The sequence below is a fragment of the Flavobacterium sp. 5 genome (assembly GCF_002813295.1).
Lineage (GTDB): Bacteria > Bacteroidota > Bacteroidia > Flavobacteriales > Flavobacteriaceae > Flavobacterium.
The window spans coordinates 3,592,593-3,609,213 of sequence record NZ_PHUE01000001.1; the positions used below are offsets into that span (position 1 = coordinate 3,592,593).

Annotated in this window: 15 protein-coding genes; 7 read left to right on the top strand and 8 right to left on the bottom strand. The window is 32.7% G+C overall.

Going from position 1 to position 16,621, the window contains the following annotated elements; translation table 11 throughout:
* The first annotated feature begins 16 nt into the window (after positions 1-16).
* The 6 genes from ccoN (at position 17) to CLU82_RS15080 (ending at position 6,511) form a co-directional block, all read left to right on the top strand.
* Complete coding sequence (ccoN, locus tag CLU82_RS15055; RefSeq protein ID WP_100843855.1) at positions 17-2,197, top strand: cytochrome-c oxidase, cbb3-type subunit I; 2,181 nt, start codon at positions 17-19, stop codon at positions 2,195-2,197.
* A 6-nt stretch (positions 2,198-2,203) separates the two neighbouring features.
* Complete coding sequence (locus CLU82_RS15060) at positions 2,204-2,371, top strand: CcoQ/FixQ family Cbb3-type cytochrome c oxidase assembly chaperone (protein WP_100843856.1); 168 nt, start codon at positions 2,204-2,206, stop codon at positions 2,369-2,371.
* 27 nt (positions 2,372-2,398) lie between these two features.
* Positions 2,399-3,337: a cbb3-type cytochrome c oxidase N-terminal domain-containing protein gene (locus CLU82_RS15065; RefSeq protein ID WP_100843857.1), complete on the top strand. Its 939-nt coding sequence runs from the start codon at positions 2,399-2,401 to the stop codon at positions 3,335-3,337.
* A 75-nt stretch (positions 3,338-3,412) separates the two neighbouring features.
* Positions 3,413-4,831, top strand: a complete 1,419-nt coding sequence (gene ccoG, locus CLU82_RS15070) for a cytochrome c oxidase accessory protein CcoG (protein WP_100843858.1) — start codon at positions 3,413-3,415, stop codon at positions 4,829-4,831.
* A 34-nt stretch (positions 4,832-4,865) separates the two neighbouring features.
* Complete coding sequence (locus CLU82_RS15075) at positions 4,866-5,318, top strand: FixH family protein (protein ID WP_100843859.1); 453 nt, start codon at positions 4,866-4,868, stop codon at positions 5,316-5,318.
* A 491-nt stretch (positions 5,319-5,809) separates the two neighbouring features.
* Complete coding sequence (locus tag CLU82_RS15080) at positions 5,810-6,511, top strand: sulfite exporter TauE/SafE family protein (protein ID WP_100843860.1); 702 nt, start codon at positions 5,810-5,812, stop codon at positions 6,509-6,511.
* Between the two features lie 89 nt (positions 6,512-6,600).
* Here the strand turns inward: CLU82_RS15080 and CLU82_RS15085 are convergent, their stop codons facing one another.
* From CLU82_RS15085 to CLU82_RS15110, 6 genes are all read right to left on the bottom strand, one after another.
* Positions 6,601-7,221: a hypothetical protein gene (locus CLU82_RS15085; protein WP_100843861.1), complete on the bottom strand. Its 621-nt coding sequence runs from the start codon at positions 7,219-7,221 to the stop codon at positions 6,601-6,603.
* A 523-nt stretch (positions 7,222-7,744) separates the two neighbouring features.
* Entirely contained in the window at positions 7,745-8,059 is a 315-nt protein-coding gene (locus CLU82_RS15090; RefSeq protein ID WP_100843862.1) for a GIY-YIG nuclease family protein, read from the bottom strand.
* Positions 8,060-8,413: 354 nt separating this feature from the next.
* Positions 8,414-9,778, bottom strand: a complete 1,365-nt coding sequence (hemN, locus tag CLU82_RS15095; protein WP_100843863.1) for an oxygen-independent coproporphyrinogen III oxidase — start codon at positions 9,776-9,778, stop codon at positions 8,414-8,416.
* 124 nt (positions 9,779-9,902) lie between these two features.
* The gene (locus CLU82_RS15100) at positions 9,903-10,376 is read right to left on the bottom strand and encodes a hypothetical protein (protein WP_100843864.1); all 474 of its coding nucleotides are present in this window, start codon (positions 10,374-10,376) and stop codon (positions 9,903-9,905) included.
* Between the two features lie 110 nt (positions 10,377-10,486).
* Positions 10,487-10,831, bottom strand: coding sequence for a hypothetical protein (locus CLU82_RS15105; protein WP_100843865.1), 345 nt, complete (start codon positions 10,829-10,831; stop codon positions 10,487-10,489).
* 137 nt (positions 10,832-10,968) lie between these two features.
* On the bottom strand, positions 10,969-12,984 hold the full coding sequence (locus CLU82_RS15110; RefSeq protein WP_100843866.1) for a DUF349 domain-containing protein: 2,016 nt from the start codon (positions 12,982-12,984) through the stop codon (positions 10,969-10,971).
* A gap of 335 nt (positions 12,985-13,319) precedes the next feature.
* Here CLU82_RS15110 and CLU82_RS15115 point away from each other — a divergent pair, with 335 nt between their 5' ends.
* Positions 13,320-14,291, top strand: coding sequence for a hypothetical protein (locus CLU82_RS15115; protein ID WP_100843867.1), 972 nt, complete (start codon positions 13,320-13,322; stop codon positions 14,289-14,291).
* A 118-nt stretch (positions 14,292-14,409) separates the two neighbouring features.
* Here CLU82_RS15115 and CLU82_RS15120 read toward each other — a convergent pair whose 3' ends face one another.
* Positions 14,410-15,159, bottom strand: coding sequence for a shikimate dehydrogenase (locus CLU82_RS15120; protein WP_100843868.1), 750 nt, complete (start codon positions 15,157-15,159; stop codon positions 14,410-14,412).
* The gene (locus CLU82_RS15125; protein WP_100843869.1) at positions 15,159-16,556 is read right to left on the bottom strand and encodes a tetratricopeptide repeat protein; all 1,398 of its coding nucleotides are present in this window, start codon (positions 16,554-16,556) and stop codon (positions 15,159-15,161) included. The genes CLU82_RS15120 and CLU82_RS15125 overlap by 1 nt, the downstream gene beginning before the upstream one ends.
* Positions 16,557-16,621 lie beyond the last annotated feature (65 nt).

Sequence of the window (16,621 nt, forward strand, 5' to 3'; positions counted from 1 at the left end):
AAAAACAATTATAAATATGGAAATGGAACAATTTTATTATGACAACAAAATTGTAAAGAAGTTCATTTACGCTACCATTCTTTTTGGGGTAGTAGGGATGTTGGTTGGGCTTATTTTGGCCACGATGTTCCTTTTTCCTAACATGACCGAAGGAATTTCGTGGTTAAGTTTTGGAAGATTGAGACCTTTACATACCAATGCGGTGATTTTTGCCTTTGTTGGTAACGCAATGTTTGCGGGCGTTTATTATTCGCTTCAGCGTTTATTAAAAGCCAGAATGTACAGTGATTTTTTGAGTAACCTTAATTTTTGGGGTTGGCAATTAATTATTGTTGCAGCAGCTATTTCACTTCCCTTGGGATATACTTCTTCAAAAGAATATGCGGAACTAGAATGGCCAATTGACATTGCTATTGCTTTAATATGGGTTGCTTTCGGTATAAATATGATTGGTACGATGCTTAAAAGAAGAGAGCGTCATTTATATGTTGCCATTTGGTTTTATTTAGCGACATTTATTACTGTTGCTGTATTGCATATTTTTAATAGTTTAGAGTTGCCGATTTCTGCTATGAAGAGTTACTCTGTTTATGCAGGAGTTCAGGATGCGTTAGTGCAGTGGTGGTACGGTCATAATGCCGTTGCCTTTTTCCTGACTACGCCATATTTAGGATTAATGTATTATTTTGTTCCTAAAGTAGCCAATCGTCCGGTGTATTCTTATCGATTGTCTATCATTCACTTTTGGTCATTAATATTTTTATATATCTGGGCAGGACCTCACCATTTGTTATATTCTGCTTTACCTACCTGGGCACAAAATTTAGGAGTTGTATTTTCTGTAATGTTGATTGCTCCATCTTGGGGAGGTATGATTAACGGACTACTGACTCTAAGAGGAGTTTGGGACAAAGTACGTGAAGAACCAGTTTTAAAGTTCTTTGTGGTAGCTATGACAGGTTACGGAATGGCAACTTTTGAAGGGCCAATGCTTTCGCTAAAAAATGTAAACGCAATTGCACACTATACCGATTGGATTATTGCTCACGTACACGTTGGAGCATTAGCATGGAATGGATTTATGGCTTTTGGTATTATTTATTGGTTGGTTCCAAGAATGACAAAAGTGACTTTGTATTCTACCAAATTGGCTAATTTCCATTTCTGGATAGGAACTTTAGGAATCATATTATACACTTTGCCAATGTATTTGGCAGGTTTCCTGCAAGCTTCTATGTGGAAACAATTTAATCCAGACGGGACATTAACTTATGGTAATTTCCTTGAAACTGTTACTCAAATTATGCCAATGTATTGGATGAGAGCCATCGGAGGAACCTTGTATTTAGTAGGTATGTTAACGTTGGTTTATAATATTATCCAAACAGTAAGAGCTGGAGAGGAAGTTGAAGATGAATTGGCAGAAGCTCCTGCATTAGTCTCTATCAAATCAGGAAGACTTAAAGGAGAGAAATACCACTCATGGTTGGAAAGAAAACCAATTAAGATGGCAGTTTTCGCAACGATAGCGATATTAATTGGAGGAATTATTCAAATTGTACCAACGATTATGGTAAAATCAAATATTCCAACAATATCAAGTGTTAAACCATATTCTCCATTAGAACTAGAAGGACGTGATTTATACATTCGTGAAGGCTGTGTGGGATGTCACTCACAATCGGTTCGTCCATTTAGAAGTGAAGTAGAACGTTACGGACCACAGTCTAAAGCAGGAGAATTTGTTTACGATCATCCATTTTTATGGGGTTCAAAACGAACAGGTCCAGATTTATTGAGAGTAGGTGGGAAGTACAATGATAATTGGCATTTTAATCACTTTTGGAGTCCGCAAAGTATATCATCGGGTTCTATTATGCCAAGTTATAAATGGTTATTTGATAATAAAGCTATGGATGTTTCAATGACCGAAAAGAAAATGAAAGCTATGGTGACGCTTGGTGTACCTTATACAGATGCCCAGATTACAAATGGATTAAAAGATCTAAGAACTCAGGCATTAGCTATTGAAGAAAGTCTTAAAAATGATCCTGACTTTGTAAAAAGCTATGAGGAAAGCAAAAAGAAAGCTATTGCAAAAGGTGAAAAATTTGTCCCAATGAACGAGAGAGAAATTGTAGCAATGATCGCTTATATACAAAGACTTGGTACTGATATTAAAGTTCAAGAAAAATAGAAAGTTATGTTCGAACAAATAAAACACAATATGGAAACCATTGCGGGAGTTGCAATTTTTCCAATACTATCATTGTTGATTTTCTTTTTCTTTTTTCTCGGTTTGGGAATTTGGGTATATTCATATAAAAAGGAGACAATAGAGGAAATAAGTCAAATTCCTTTAGAAGATTAAATTGTACAATTTCAAAATATATAAATAATGAAAAAAATAATTCCACCTTATATAAGAGTTCTAGTTCTATTTTTCTTCGTTTTTGGAGTAATGGAGTATTTTATTGATTCCGGAAGTCAGCCTGCTTTCATAAAGTATCCTATGGTTTTGGTTTTTTTGATTGTTTTTCTGTTTCTTTTGATAGCAATCGAAATAACATTATCAGCAGTTAATAAGGTTACCTATCTTTTATTAACAGATGAAGAAAAAGAAAAATTAGCTAATGAAGAAGCTTTAAATTCACAAAAGAATAGTTGGTACCAAAACTTGATGCAAAGTTTTACTCAATCTGCTCCAGCAGAAGAAGAAAAACAATTATTGATGGATCATGATTATGATGGTATCAAAGAATTAGATAATAATTTACCACCATGGTGGGTTTATCTATTCTATGCTTGCATCGTTTTTGCCGTAGTATATTTGGTTCGTTATGAAATTATGGGTGCTCCTGATCAAGATGCTGAATTGAAAGCTGAAATGGATCAAGCTAAAATTGAAGTGGTTGAATATATGAAAACAGCACCCGATTTGATGGATGAAAAAACGGTTGTTTTGTTAGACGATGCTGCATCCATCGGAAAAGGAAAAGAAATCTTTACCACCAATTGTGTAGCTTGTCACAGAGCTGATGCAGGAGGTCAAATTGGACCAAATCTTACCGATGATTATTGGATACTTGGTGGTGGAATTAAGAATTTGTTTCATACCATTACAAATGGAGGCCGCGATGGCAAAGGAATGATTGCTTGGAAAGCATCTTTGAAACCAAAAGAAATTCAGGCTGTAGCCAGTTATGTAATTTCTTTAAGAGGAAGTAACCCAAAAGATCCTAAAGCGCCAGATGGTGAGATTTGGGTTGATGAAAATGCGCCTAAAACAGAGACAGCTTCGGCAGTTCAAACTGTAGATAGTACACAAGTAAAGTAATACTATATAAAAAGAGCTTTGTCAAAATTAAATTTTAAGCAAAGCTCTTTTTTAATGTTGTAAAATTTAAAAAAAATGGCAACTAATCTGGACGAATCTTTTAGAGATACCATAGGGACTATTGATAAGGAAGGTCGTAGAAAGTATATTTATCCCAAAAAACCTTCGGGAAAATTTTACGATTATAGGAAATGGGTCAGCTATTTTTTATTAGCCATTCTTATTGCTAATCCCTTTATAAAAATAAACGGGAATCAGTTTATGATGTTCAATGTATTGGAGCGTCGTTTCAATATTTTTAGTTTCCCTTTTTGGCCACAGGATTTCTATCTTTTCGTAATTTTTATGGTTATTGGGGTCGTGTTTGTGCTTTTATTTACCGTTATTTTTGGGAGAATATTTTGCGGATGGATTTGTCCGCAGACCATTTTTATGGAAATGGTTTTTCGCCGAATAGAATATTGGATTGAAGGTGACAGAGGTGCCCAGATACGATTACAAAAGCAGGAATGGAACGCAGAGAAAATTAGAAAAAAATCAATAAAATGGTTTTTATTTCTAGTGGTTTCATTTTTAATAGCCAATGTTTTTTTAGCTTATCTAATAGGGAGTGATGAATTATTCCGATTGATAGAAGATGGACCTTTGGCCCACACTAGCACTTTTATATCATTATTGATTTTTACGGGCGTTTTCTATTTTGTTTTCGCATGGTTTAGAGAGCAGGTTTGTATTATAGCTTGCCCTTACGGAAGATTGCAAGGCGTTTTATTGGATAAAAAATCAATCAATGTTGCTTATGATTTTGTTCGTGGCGAAAAAGAAGTTGGAAGGGCCAAATTCAATAAACAAGAAGATAGAGAAGCTTCTGGAAAAGGGGATTGTATAGACTGCAAACAATGCGTAAATGTATGTCCAACAGGAATTGATATCCGTAATGGAGTGCAACTTGAATGTGTGAATTGTACTGCCTGCATTGATGAATGTGATACAATTATGGAAAGCGTAGGATTGCCTTTAGGATTGATTCGTTATGCTTCTGAAGATGAAATTGAAACTAAGGCGAAGTTTAAGTTTACTGCCAAAATGAAAGGCTACTCAGCTGTACTATTGATATTAGTTGGGATCCTTACTGGATTATTGTTTTTGAGAACAGAAGTTGAAGCTACTATTTTTAGACTACCAGGACAATTGTTTCAGCACAAAGGAGATAATATTAGTAATATCTATACTTTTAAAATTATCAATAAAACCAATCATGATATTAAGGATATGCATTTTAAATTGGTTGGTATTAAAGGAACTTTGAAGGTTGTTGGAATTCAGGAATTGAAAGTTCCAAAACAGGGAATGTCAAGCGGGACGATGTTTATTGAGATTAATAAATTTTTATTAGAATCGGATAGAACTAAATTAGAGATTGATCTTTACGAGGGAAATAAAAAAATTGAAACCACTAATACCAATTTCTTAAGTCCTCGAAGTTTTGATTAGCTTTAATAGTTTTATAAAAAATAAAAGATAAGAAATGAAAAATAATTGGGGAACTTATATAGTGATTGCTTTCGTTTTGTTCATCAGCTTTATTATGTATTTTGTTTTGAAAGTACAGACCGATAGTAAGTATGATAATGATTTGGTTGTCGAAGAGTATTACAAGCATGATGTTCATTTTCAAGATGAGATGGCACGCATTCAGAATGCTCATGATTTAAAAGTGAAACCTGTAATTACTGTTGAAGCTAATGGTGTTTCTATTGTATTTCCTGCTGATTTTACGCCAAAGGACATTAAGGGAACAGTTGCTATTTATCGGCCTTCAAATAAGAAATTTGATTTTCAGGTGCCTATTTCATTTACGGATTCTGCTTCTTTGTTTGTTCCAAAAAGTAAATTTGTCGGAGGAGAGTGGTATATAAATATGGAGTGGCAGTATAAAGGAAAATCGTATTTGACTAAGGAAAAAATCTACGTTAAGTAGATTTATGAATTATGAATTATGAATTACGAGTTAGCGCAAAGTATGACCACAATATTGTCATCTTGAGGAACGAGTGAACTCCGCAATACAATTCCTTAATATTTGGATAGGGAAAATAGTTTGATTGGTATTGTCGAGTTACTTGTGAAGATATCTCCTTCGTCGATATGACAAAGATTGCGTGATGTGGATTGTGAAAATGGATTTCAGATATTAGAAATTGGTTAGCATTAATCAAGGAAGTTCACAATTCAATGAATAAAAAAACAAGAGACAATTAAAATAGGAGAAAAATTTCTAGCCCAAAGAATGACCGCAATATTGTCATCCCGAGGAACGAGGGAACTCCGCAATACAATTCCTCAATATTTGGTTAAAGAAAATAACTTTGATTTGGATTGTCGAGTTACTTGTGAAGATATCTCCTTCGTCGATATGACAAATATTATGTGATATGGATTATGGAAACATAATTAAAAATATAAATTACAATGTTTTACACCGCTTTTTTATTTGGATTAATAAGTAGCTTTCACTGCATAGGAATGTGCGGTCCTATTGCTATGATGTTACCTGTAGAGCGAAATAATCCAGCAAAAAAAGTAGTTCAAATTATTACGTATCATTTAGGGAGATTAACAGCTTATGGAAGTATCGGATTGCTTTTTGGACTGTTAGGGAAAGGATTCTTCCTGGCTGGAATTCAGCAACAGTTATCTATTTTAGTTGGAATTGCAATGATTTTGGTGATTCTAATTCCTGAAAAAGTTTTGGCTCGATATAATTTTTCTAAGCCAGTTTATAAATTGATTTCAAAAATGAAGCAAAAGCTTGGAAGTCATTTTAAAAATAAAAGTTTTAAGTCTCTTTTTATAATCGGTTTGCTGAATGGTTTTTTGCCATGCGGAATGGTTTATGTTGCCTTGTTTGGTGCCATTGCCATGCAAAGTGCAGGTTTTGGAGTTTTGTATATGGTACTTTTTGGCTTGGGAACCGTGCCATTGATGAGTTCGGTTGTTTATATAAATTCATTTCTTACGGTTCCAATTCGGAATAGCATTCAAAAAGTAATTCCTTATGTGGGAGTTGCAATAGGAGTGTTGTTTATTCTTAGAGGTCTTGGACTCGGAATTCCTTATGTTTCTCCTTCCAATATGAGTTTGTTTGTACAGGAAAAAGCTAATTGTCATTAATTGGTTTTTTGTGAATTAATGAGAAAGATGTGAGCTTAAGTTGAGAAAAACACTCTCTGATGGTCGTTTACAACTAACATTAGTGGAGACTAAGTTTCTCGTAATTTAATTTTAGAACTAAAATCTTTAATTAAATTATGCAAGTATTTGTAATATTCAAATGAATTTTCTCTAGCAAACTGTTCCATTTGTAACTCTGAAATTGATATTAGATGTCTTCTATCAATTTCTACATTTTTTATTTCGTCATTATAAATATTACCCATTAATGCAGGGATTTTAAATGGAACTGATTTTAGAACGTTTTCAAAACTCGAATGAGAAAATCCATTTCGCAAAAGATCATTAATGAATTTCTCAAGATGTGCTTTCTCGTCTAAATTTATCAATCTTTGATTGAAACAATTTGTTATTGTAGAACGTAAGGCCATTCCTTGATATTTGTTGTATGCTTTTATCGAATCTTGCTCATTTTTATTATTTAAACTGTTATTGTAAATCAAAACAATTTTTAATAACCTTTCTAAAATATGATTTCCAATAGTAATACCTGCGACGTGCGCATCAAGAATTAAACATCTAAAAAATTCGTTCATTAATTGGCCAACACCAAAGAATAGATTTGTTTCAATTTCAAAATAAGGTTCCAATTTTTCAAAATTTGATTCGGCTTTATTAATTAAAAATTGTTTATACGTTTCTAAATCCATTTGTTTGTTGTTAGATATTAATTCATTTTAGGCAAGTTTGCCACTAACTCATTTATATACGAAACAAACTTCTGTACATATATTTAAAATGTGGCTCATTAACGAAGATTTGCTTAAATATTTACTCTATTTCAAATATAGAGATTTAAAATCACAAACCTATACATGTGTTTTTTGTTTATTGTAGATGTTTTTTTGCTCCTCGCAGTAAAATAAGGCTTCTGAAGAGAAAATAATACCCTGATGAGAGCTTCCGTCGTCCTGATACGGGCTTCGTACTCTCTGATATGGTCTTCGTACAGCCTGTTGTATGCTTCGTACTCCCAATTATAGTCTTCGGAGATGGAATTATCTGCTTCGTAAAGGTTTTTGCTAGATAGTTTTGATTATAGACAGAATTTAGATTGTGTTCCAGAGTGGGAGATTTTCGCTTACAAGGGACAAGAGTATACATTAGGTTTGCATTATCACATAAGTTTGTCATTCCGACGTAGGAGGAATCTGCACAAGTAGCTCCGCAATTTTAGTCAAATAAGTGATTCAAAAAATCAAGGTCTGGATTAATTGTTTTTATGAGGTCTAATTTCTTTTCTCGTCTCCAGCCTTTTATTTCTTTTTCACGGGTAATAGCTTCCTGTATCCAAATAAACTTTTCATAGTAAAGCAAAAAATGAACATTATAACTTGAGGCAAATGTTTTGTTTTTAGATATTATATTGTCTTTGTGTTGCTCCAAACGTATTTTTAAATGATTGGTAACACCCGTATATAAAACAGTCTTTGCTTTATTGGTGATTATATAAATGTAGTACGTGTGATATCCTTCTTGAAATTGCATAATACTAAAGTAGTGTTTTGATTACAAATAAAAGAATACTACCGTTAGTAATGATAATTTAGATATGGAAAAATTTACGGAATAGTATTGCGGAGATTCCTCGTTCCTCGGAATGACAATATTGAGAGTAAAAAACTTTATGGTTGAGGTTCAATAACTTTACAGAAAACCCTAAACCTTCTTTTGAAACTCAAGCCATCCTATCCCCGATAGTAGTGGAAATCCTTGTTGCCCGGGGTTTGGGCAACAAGATTGCAACGGATTGCTTCGCCAGTTCGGCTTTCAGCCTCGTGTGCGGGAACCCATGCTTCCTGAAAATGTCTAAATTCTCTGCTCCTAAATACTATACAAATTTCAAATCGTCATAGAAAATAATGCCGTATCTGGTGTCTTTCTTTTCAATCGTAAATCGAACGCCATGCAGATGTTACGCACGTATGGTTTTCCTTTTTCGGTAACTAGAATTTTGTTTTCGTTTATAATCAATAGACCATCTTTTTCCATCTCTTCAAGCTGGATCAAAATTTCTGGAATTTCGGGAACATAATTGGCGGAATCTTCCCAACTGGTTTCGAATTGACACATTAGATTCAGAATGTGTTTTCGGATGATGAGGTCTTCAGTAGATAAATGATGACCTCTATATACGGGTAACTTGCCCCATTCTAATATTTGGTAATAATCCTCGAGATTCTTGACATTTTGAGCAAAACTATACCAGCTGTCACTGATAGATGAAACTCCCAATCCAATCATTAATTGGGTTTTGGATGAGCTGTAGCCCATAAAGTTTCGATGTAGTTTTTTATTGTCGAAAGAGTTGTATAAGCTGTCGGATTTTAATGCAAAATGATCCATACCGATTTCATGATACTCATTTTCGAAAAGTAATTCTTTTCCAACTTCGTATAATTTTCTTTTAGTTTCATCTTTGGGAATGTCTTCATCACGAAATCCGCGTTGTCCGTTGCCTTTTATCCAAGGTACATGCGCATAACTGTAAAATGCCAATCGATCGGGTTGTAATGAGTTTGTTTTTTCGATGGTATCAACGATATTTTCAATTTCCTGAAAGGGGAGTCCAAAGATAATATCATGACCTATGGATGTATAGCCAATTTGTCTGGCCCAGAATGTTACTTTGGCTACGTTGTGAAAAGGCTGGATTCTATGGATGGCTTTTTGGACTTTTTCGGAATAATCCTGAACTCCAAAACTGACTCTTCTAAAGCCTAAATCGTATAATTTCTGCAAATGAGCATGAGTTGTGTTGTTGGGATGTCCTTCGAAACTGAATTCGTATCCTTCTGCTTTGTCGGCATGAGATAATATTCCGTTCATTAAGTCTTCAAGATTTTCTATGGAGAAAAAGGTAGGTGTTCCTCCGCCCAAATGAATTTCTTTGATTTTTGGTCTTTCGCCCAAAATTGTGCAATACAGTGTCCATTCTTTTATAACAGCTTCGATGTATGGATTTTCGACCGCATGATTTTTGGTAATGCGTTTATTGCAACCACAAAAAGTACATAAGCTTTCGCAAAAAGGCAAATGAATATATAAACTAATGCCTTCTTTATCATTGCTTTCGAAGAAAGATTTTTTTAGAGTTTCGATCCAGATTTCATTTGTAAATCCTGACTCATCCCAATAAGGAACCGTAGGATAACTCGTGTAACGGGGTCCTGGAACATTGTATTTTTGAATAAGTGAGGTTTCCATAGAGATACATTTTTATATGTAATCAAAATTAGTCTGACTTTTTAGTAATAAAAATGATAATTATCATGTTGAGTGTTGTCTATTTACAAACAAAGAGACTCAAATGAGTCTCTTTGTTAAGTTATTAGAGTATGCATTCATTGATTGTGTCTACCCATTTTTGAGCTAATCTGTGATCTTCATATAAACAATTAAAGTCTAGAAAATGATTTTCGATATTGTAAACTGGAATCATTTCTTTTTTCATCGTGTCTTTATGAACCAGTTCTATTTCGACTTTTGAGACAGTTCCTAATTTGCTTTGAGTTGTTACTGATAAATTGCACAAAAGAATGTTTTTTAGATTTACAAAATAGGCAGTTTCTTCTTTGTAGCTAAAATCGATAAATAAGAAACCTTTGTTTTTTTGATCTATAGATATGATTTTTTTGTTCTGTGTTTCGGTTAAATCAAAATCATAATGACCGTTTTGACTGTATTGTTTCTTTATTTGGGTTATTTTATTTTTATTCGAAATGTTTGAGCGAAATACTAAAGTCAGAGGAATGCCTATTAATACTGTAATTACAAGGCCTATTATTGTTACGGAAGTATCCATTTTTTGTTTTTTTGAGAATTATACATAATGATTTGTTTTCTTGGTTCTGTTTGAATCAAGAAGAAATTAAAAGTTTTTTAACTTTTATAAAACGAGATCATGTAATTAAATCACCAAAAATAATGGAAGGGGAAAAGTAAAATCGAAACTTCTGCACATCTGTCGATGTCTTGGTTTGATAGTACTATTTTAATGTTATTTTCTTTTAGACTTGTAAATAATGGGAGTAATGTGTTACTGCTTAAACCAACTGGAATACGGTTGTTGTGTTTTAGATCCGGAGTTCCTCTTTCTATACTAGGTTGAATGAAATGAGAAGTACTTAAACTTTCTTTACCAAATTCAGTATTGTTTTCTTTTTGAAATGTAATTACAGCATCGTGATTTGCACTATATGCAAATGTAGACTGAATCAATAGACCAGTAAATACGATAAATTTCCAAAAAGTTTTCATGTGGCAAATTTAGAGAATAGGTTTTTGATTAACGAGGGTATTATGGTAAATGAAAGTTAAAATTGTTTGTTTTGCGGTATAAAAAAGCCTCAAACTAATGAAAGTATGAGGCTTTGTATGTAATTGAAAGTTTAAATTTATTCTTGACCTAAATTTCTCAATTGTTTTAATTTTTCTTTCCAAACATCAAGGCTTTCTTTGTGAATAGCAATGTTTTTACGAACTTCTAATACTATTGAATTTTCTTTTTTAGCATTTTTTGTATTAGTAAAAAACTGAATGTTATTCTCTAATTGGAAAATTTCGTTTTGAACTTCTTCAATTTTTCTCATCAAGAAAATCTTCTCATTATCAAGTTTACGAGTATCGTTACTTTCAGATAAATGATCCATTCTGTTAGAGAAACGCATCATTTCAGTGTCTTTTTTGCTCAAGCTTAATTTTTCAAATAAAGCATCTAAGATTTTATTGAACTTTCCTTCGATATGTCTTCTTGGGAATGGAACTTTTCCAAATCCTTTCCAAGTTTCTATATGTAATTTGATGGCATCCAAATCTGTTTTGTGATCTCCTGTTAATTCAAATGCTCTTAATGTTTCTAAATAGGCTTTCTTTTTGTCAAAAGCTTCTACTTCGTCAACGTTTTCTACACTTTTGTGTTCTTTTAATTTATCAAAATAATGGTTACAAGCTTCTCTAAATTCATTCCAGATTTTATCAGAATATTTTCTAGGGACATGACCAATTTTTTTCCACTCTTCCTGAATTTGCTTCATAATAGGAGTAGTACTTGCAAAATCAACGCTTTCTTGTAATTCTTTGGCTTTTTTAACCAAAGCAATTTTTTTATTAAGGTTGTCGTTTTGGTCTTTTTTAATGTCTTTGTAAAAAGAATTTTTAAAGCTATTAAAGTTTCTTACAGCTGTTTTAAATGATGCCCAAGTAGCTTCATTTACATCAGATGGAACTTTTCCGGCAGAGAAAAAAGCAGTACGTAATGCCTCAACTTTTTCAATCTGAAGCAACCATTGTGAATGCGCATTTACTTTTTCAGTAGCTAAAACTTCAATTTGGGCAATAATTTCTTTTTTCTTTTCCAGGTTTTCAAGTTCGGTTCCTCTTTGGCTTTCAAACAATACTTCACGCTTATCGTGCATTTTTTTTGTTAGCTCACTAAATTGATTCCAAATCTCATCACGGTGTTCTCTAGAAACTGGTCCAATGTCTTCCTTCCAGATACGGTGAAGATCTTGAAGTTCTCTAAATGCTTTATTGATATCGGCTTCTTTTAATAATTCTTCAACACGAGCAACGATTTTTTGCTTTTGATCTAGATTGTATTTAAAGTCAATATCTCTTGCTTCTCTATCAAGGTGTAAATAGTCATAAAAATTCTCAACGTGGAAGTGATAATTATTCCAAACGTGATTGTATTTGTCTTTTGGAATAGAACCCGCATTTTTCCATCTTTCTCTTAATTCATTAAAATGATTTAAGGTGTCTTTGATGTTGGCTTGCGGATTAATTAATTCTTTAAGTTCTTCTACAATGGCTAATCGAACCTCCAGATTGGTTTTTAAATTAGATTGAAGACTTTTAAAATGAACATTTTTATTGTCTTTGTATATCGTGTAATATTGATCAAACTTAGATTTTAAAGGAGAATGGTACTGGAATTCTTCGTTAGGATCTTGGTTCTCCTGATTAAATTCTTCTCTTTTCTCTTCAATAAAGTGATTGTATTTGGCTAAAAATGCTTTTCGAATTTCTTCAACATGCTCTTTAATAGACATTACTTTTTCATTTGTAACTAAATTTTTCAATTCATTTACAAGTGTTTCCATTGGTAATGCTTCATAATCAAGCAACGGAATGTCGTGACGCTCTTTTAATGTTTCATCTTCACTTTCCTCAGCATTTGTTTCGGCAATGGCGTCGAGAACGGTTTGCTTTTCATCGGCTGCATTTTCATCAGTTGTTGATACAGTTTCCACTTCTGGAATTACTGTATTTTCTTCTGCAACTGAATCGCTGATTTCATTTTCGGTCACTATAGGTGTTTCAGACTGAATTGTTTCTTGCAATTCACTTACTACTTTTCCGTCTGTCTCATTTTCGTTAAGAGCCAGGTTATCATTCTTTTCTTCTAACATTTTGTAAATGTTTAAGGTTTTTATTTATTGAATGCGAAAGATACTAAAGGTGCGCCAAAATACAAAATAAAACTTTTGATTATAGCTTATTATTTAAGGTAATTCTTTCTTTTTATACGTTATTTGAATTTGGTCTAGTTACTAACTCGTTTTTTTAAGTTTCTAAAAGGGAGTATGCGATTGATGGAAATTAGGAGAATGGTTTTTAGGATTAAAAAAAAATGAGTTTTTGAGCTGTTGTGAATGCTTTCAAATTTGTATTTTGGCTTAGATTCTAAATATGTTCGTTTTGTAATATTTTAAACAATCAAAACTAAAGAAGAATTCGAGAGAATATGCAAAACCTAATCAAGATCTATGTCTTATCTATTATTCTTTTTAGCTTAACTGCTTGTGGTGGAGGTAAAACTGCTTCGTCAACTGTATCTGGTTTTAACACGGCTAATTCAATTACAACAATCAGTTCATCAGGCAATGAAAGTGTTCAAAAACTTACTGATTATACAAGCTATTCGGTTGCTAGTATTGTTAACTGTGGACAAGGCATAGTGACTAATGTTAAAACCGTCAGTCTTTTTGGTGATTACGATGGAAAAGTACAAAATAAAAGTCTTTCTGATTTGAACTTTAGTGGTTGGAATCACTCTACCAATGGAAATATTGCTGAATGGACCAATTTGAAATTGACAGGTAGTAGTTACAGTTTTGACAATAACATAAAAGCAAATAGTAGCTGTAACAATCTTAATACTATTGATATTGTGCTTTTAAAAAAAATTGCCGATTGGAATCATCAACACTCAAATGGTTTTGAATGTAATATCCTCGCTCGAGGTCATAAATTTGGAGATATCGAAAATCTGGTATTCGACTTGAAAATCAATAGTGCTAAAACCAAAATACCTAGTGTAGAAAGTTTAAAAGCTACTTATGCTAACTATGTAAATGATTCTATTGTTGATGCTTTGGAAGATGGTAAAGTCAATATAGGTATTACACTAGGCGACAATACAAACCTGAACGCCTCCATTATTATTCAATTAGATCAGAAAATTCTAAGTGATAAATGGGTTCGAGTGACTATCCCGATGGATCAGTTGTCATTCTATCAGGAAATTAATTATAAACATACCAGCAAAACCCAGGCGGATTTGAATAATATTATAATTAACCGCATTCTGATAGTTGGGGAAACCAAAAGTGGTTCTGTACTGCGCGGTAAGATTAATAATTGGAATGCAAACGTTCCAGAAACTTTTAAAGAAATGGATTTAAGCTTTAAGAAAATTGAATTCCAGTTGAAGTAGGTTTTTTAGCTTTAAAATAAAATATTCGAACAGAATAAAAGGGTTTATTTCTATATCAAAAGCCCTCAAAATTAAGATCCATTTTGAGGGCTTTTGTTTTTTGTAAAATGAGGATTCTTTATTTGTTCCAAATTTTCCAAGCTTTTTCGGCTTGAAAAATAAGCATATCCATACCATTTTTTATTTTGGCTCCTTGAGCTTTTGCTTTGCTTAGAAATGCAGTTTCTGCAGGATTATAAATTAAGTCGTAAGCAATATGTTTTTCTGTGAAGTATTCATAAGGGATAAGCGGAAAAGCATCAACATTCGGACTAGTTCCTACAGGAGAACAATTGATGATAATTTGATAGTTATCAAATGTAGTTGCATTGATTAGTTCGTAGCTAATACAGTTTTCTTTAGCTTCACGTGATACAAATGTATAGGCAATGTCTAATTTGTCTAAAGCAAAAGCAACTCCTTTTGATGAACCGCCAGTTCCTAAAATAAGGGCTTTTTTATGATGCGTTTCCAATAAAGGCTTCAATGATTTTAGAAAACCATAATAATCGGTATTGTATCCTTTTAATTTTCCTTTTTTGGTGAATTTTATAGTATTTACTGCTCCAATTTCAGATGCGTTTTTAGATAATTTATCCAAGAAAGGTAATATATCCTGCTTGTATGGAATAGTAACGTTTAGTCCATTAAGATCGGTATTGTTTTTCCTTAATTCAGTGAAATAATTGATTTCAGGAATATCAAAATTTTCATAAGAACAATTTTCAAAATGTTCATTACTGAATTTTTCTGTGAAATATCCTTTTGAAAAGGAATAACTAATATTACGACCTAATAAGCCAAAACGTTTTCTTAAAACTTCAATCATTATTGTATGTTATGTTTGTCAATATAATTTCTTACCATTTTCTTTTGCCACACAACTGGAAATAAATCTTCTAGAAGTATGTAGTTTTCAGAATTTAAGCGTAAGGCATTACTCAAGTGAAATTTGGCTTTGATATTATCTGAAATCATAAAATACAATCCTGCTAATCGATATTCGATTTCATTTTCCTCTGGGAAATACTCCGTAGCTTGTAGTAATGTTTGAATAGCGCTTTCGAATTCACCTAAAAACTGAAGGATATCTACCCAAAATAACCAAGTGTCAAGTTGGTGATCTCCAAATTCTACAGCTTTTCTATAGCCAAATTCAGCTTCTTCAAACAGGTTCATTTGTTTGTTAATAGCTGCGAAACGTTTCCAGTACAATTTATTTTGATTGTCAATAGCTAAAGCCTTGTTGACAAAAAATAATGCTTTTTGGAAGTTTTTTTGGCGTACATAGAAATCGGTAATGGCAATCCAACCTTTGTCTAACAAAGGGTCTTCATGAACCGTTTTATTATAATATTTAAGAGCCAAAACTTTGTTGCCTAATCTTTCATAGCATTTACCTATTCGAAGTAAAGCATAGGAAGTAGCATCATCCAATTCCAATGTTCTGTTGTAGCTTTCAATAGCTAAATCATATTTTTTTAAGCGTTCCAGTGCTTTTGCTTTTTCCATAAAAGCACCAAGGAATTCTTCATCTATAAGAGTTGCATAATCAAATGCGCGGATGGCACTTTCATATTCTTTTACGCCATAGAACAAGCGTCCCAACTGATGCCAAGCAATCTCGCTGTATGGATTTTTGTTGATGTATTTATTTAAATAAGCAATCGCTTCTTGGTTTTGGTCTAAAAATTCAAAACAATAAACCACATTATATAAAGCAGATTGGTCTTCTAAATCTTCTTCGAGACATTTTATAAAGCTTTCTTTGGCTAATTCAAGATTGTCCATAAAAAGATATTCCATACCAATTAAGTTGTACACATCGGCATAGTCATCAGTATATTGTAATGCTATTTTAAGCATTTCAACAGCTTTTTCATGTTGATCCCTTTTAGAGCAAATATTGGCCTTCTGAATATATATTTCTTCGTTTGTAGGTTCGATAGCGAACAACTCATTCAATAACTTTTCAGCTATTTCGAGTTTATCATCATAAATTAGCATTTCTACTTGGACTAATTTAAGGCCACTAGATCTTGGATGTTGTTCCAAAGCTAATTTTAGAGCTTTTTTGGCCAATGCAGTCTTGCCCATATCGAGATAATGAAGAATAATTTCTTCAAATTCTTCGGAGTCAAAAAAGAGTACTTTGTTGGTTTTCAACATAGACTCAAATTTGGATAGGGATAAGTTATAATCTTCTTCTTCGTTGCTTAATTGCATACTGTGTGTTTTTAAATTATCCTTAAATAAAATTAGGAAAACGTATTATTGATATGAGGAAGATT

Excerpts from the sequence above, each read along its gene's own strand:
- ccoN (WP_100843855.1), top strand. The coding sequence starts at position 17 with ATGGAAATGGAACAATTTTATTATGACAACAAAATTGTAAAGAAGTTC.
- CLU82_RS15060 (WP_100843856.1), top strand. The coding sequence starts at position 2,204 with ATGTTCGAACAAATAAAACACAATATGGAAACCATTGCGGGAGTTGCA.
- CLU82_RS15065 (WP_100843857.1), top strand. The coding sequence starts at position 2,399 with ATGAAAAAAATAATTCCACCTTATATAAGAGTTCTAGTTCTATTTTTC.
- ccoG (WP_100843858.1), top strand. The coding sequence starts at position 3,413 with ATGGCAACTAATCTGGACGAATCTTTTAGAGATACCATAGGGACTATT.
- CLU82_RS15075 (WP_100843859.1), top strand. The coding sequence starts at position 4,866 with ATGAAAAATAATTGGGGAACTTATATAGTGATTGCTTTCGTTTTGTTC.
- CLU82_RS15080 (WP_100843860.1), top strand. The coding sequence starts at position 5,810 with ATGTTTTACACCGCTTTTTTATTTGGATTAATAAGTAGCTTTCACTGC.
- CLU82_RS15085 (WP_100843861.1), bottom strand. The coding sequence starts at position 7,221 with ATGGATTTAGAAACGTATAAACAATTTTTAATTAATAAAGCCGAATCA.
- CLU82_RS15090 (WP_100843862.1), bottom strand. The coding sequence starts at position 8,059 with ATGCAATTTCAAGAAGGATATCACACGTACTACATTTATATAATCACC.
- hemN (WP_100843863.1), bottom strand. The coding sequence starts at position 9,778 with ATGGAAACCTCACTTATTCAAAAATACAATGTTCCAGGACCCCGTTAC.
- CLU82_RS15100 (WP_100843864.1), bottom strand. The coding sequence starts at position 10,376 with ATGGATACTTCCGTAACAATAATAGGCCTTGTAATTACAGTATTAATA.
- CLU82_RS15105 (WP_100843865.1), bottom strand. The coding sequence starts at position 10,831 with ATGAAAACTTTTTGGAAATTTATCGTATTTACTGGTCTATTGATTCAG.
- CLU82_RS15110 (WP_100843866.1), bottom strand. The coding sequence starts at position 12,984 with ATGTTAGAAGAAAAGAATGATAACCTGGCTCTTAACGAAAATGAGACA.
- CLU82_RS15115 (WP_100843867.1), top strand. The coding sequence starts at position 13,320 with ATGCAAAACCTAATCAAGATCTATGTCTTATCTATTATTCTTTTTAGC.
- CLU82_RS15120 (WP_100843868.1), bottom strand. The coding sequence starts at position 15,159 with ATGATTGAAGTTTTAAGAAAACGTTTTGGCTTATTAGGTCGTAATATT.
- CLU82_RS15125 (WP_100843869.1), bottom strand. The coding sequence starts at position 16,556 with ATGCAATTAAGCAACGAAGAAGAAGATTATAACTTATCCCTATCCAAA.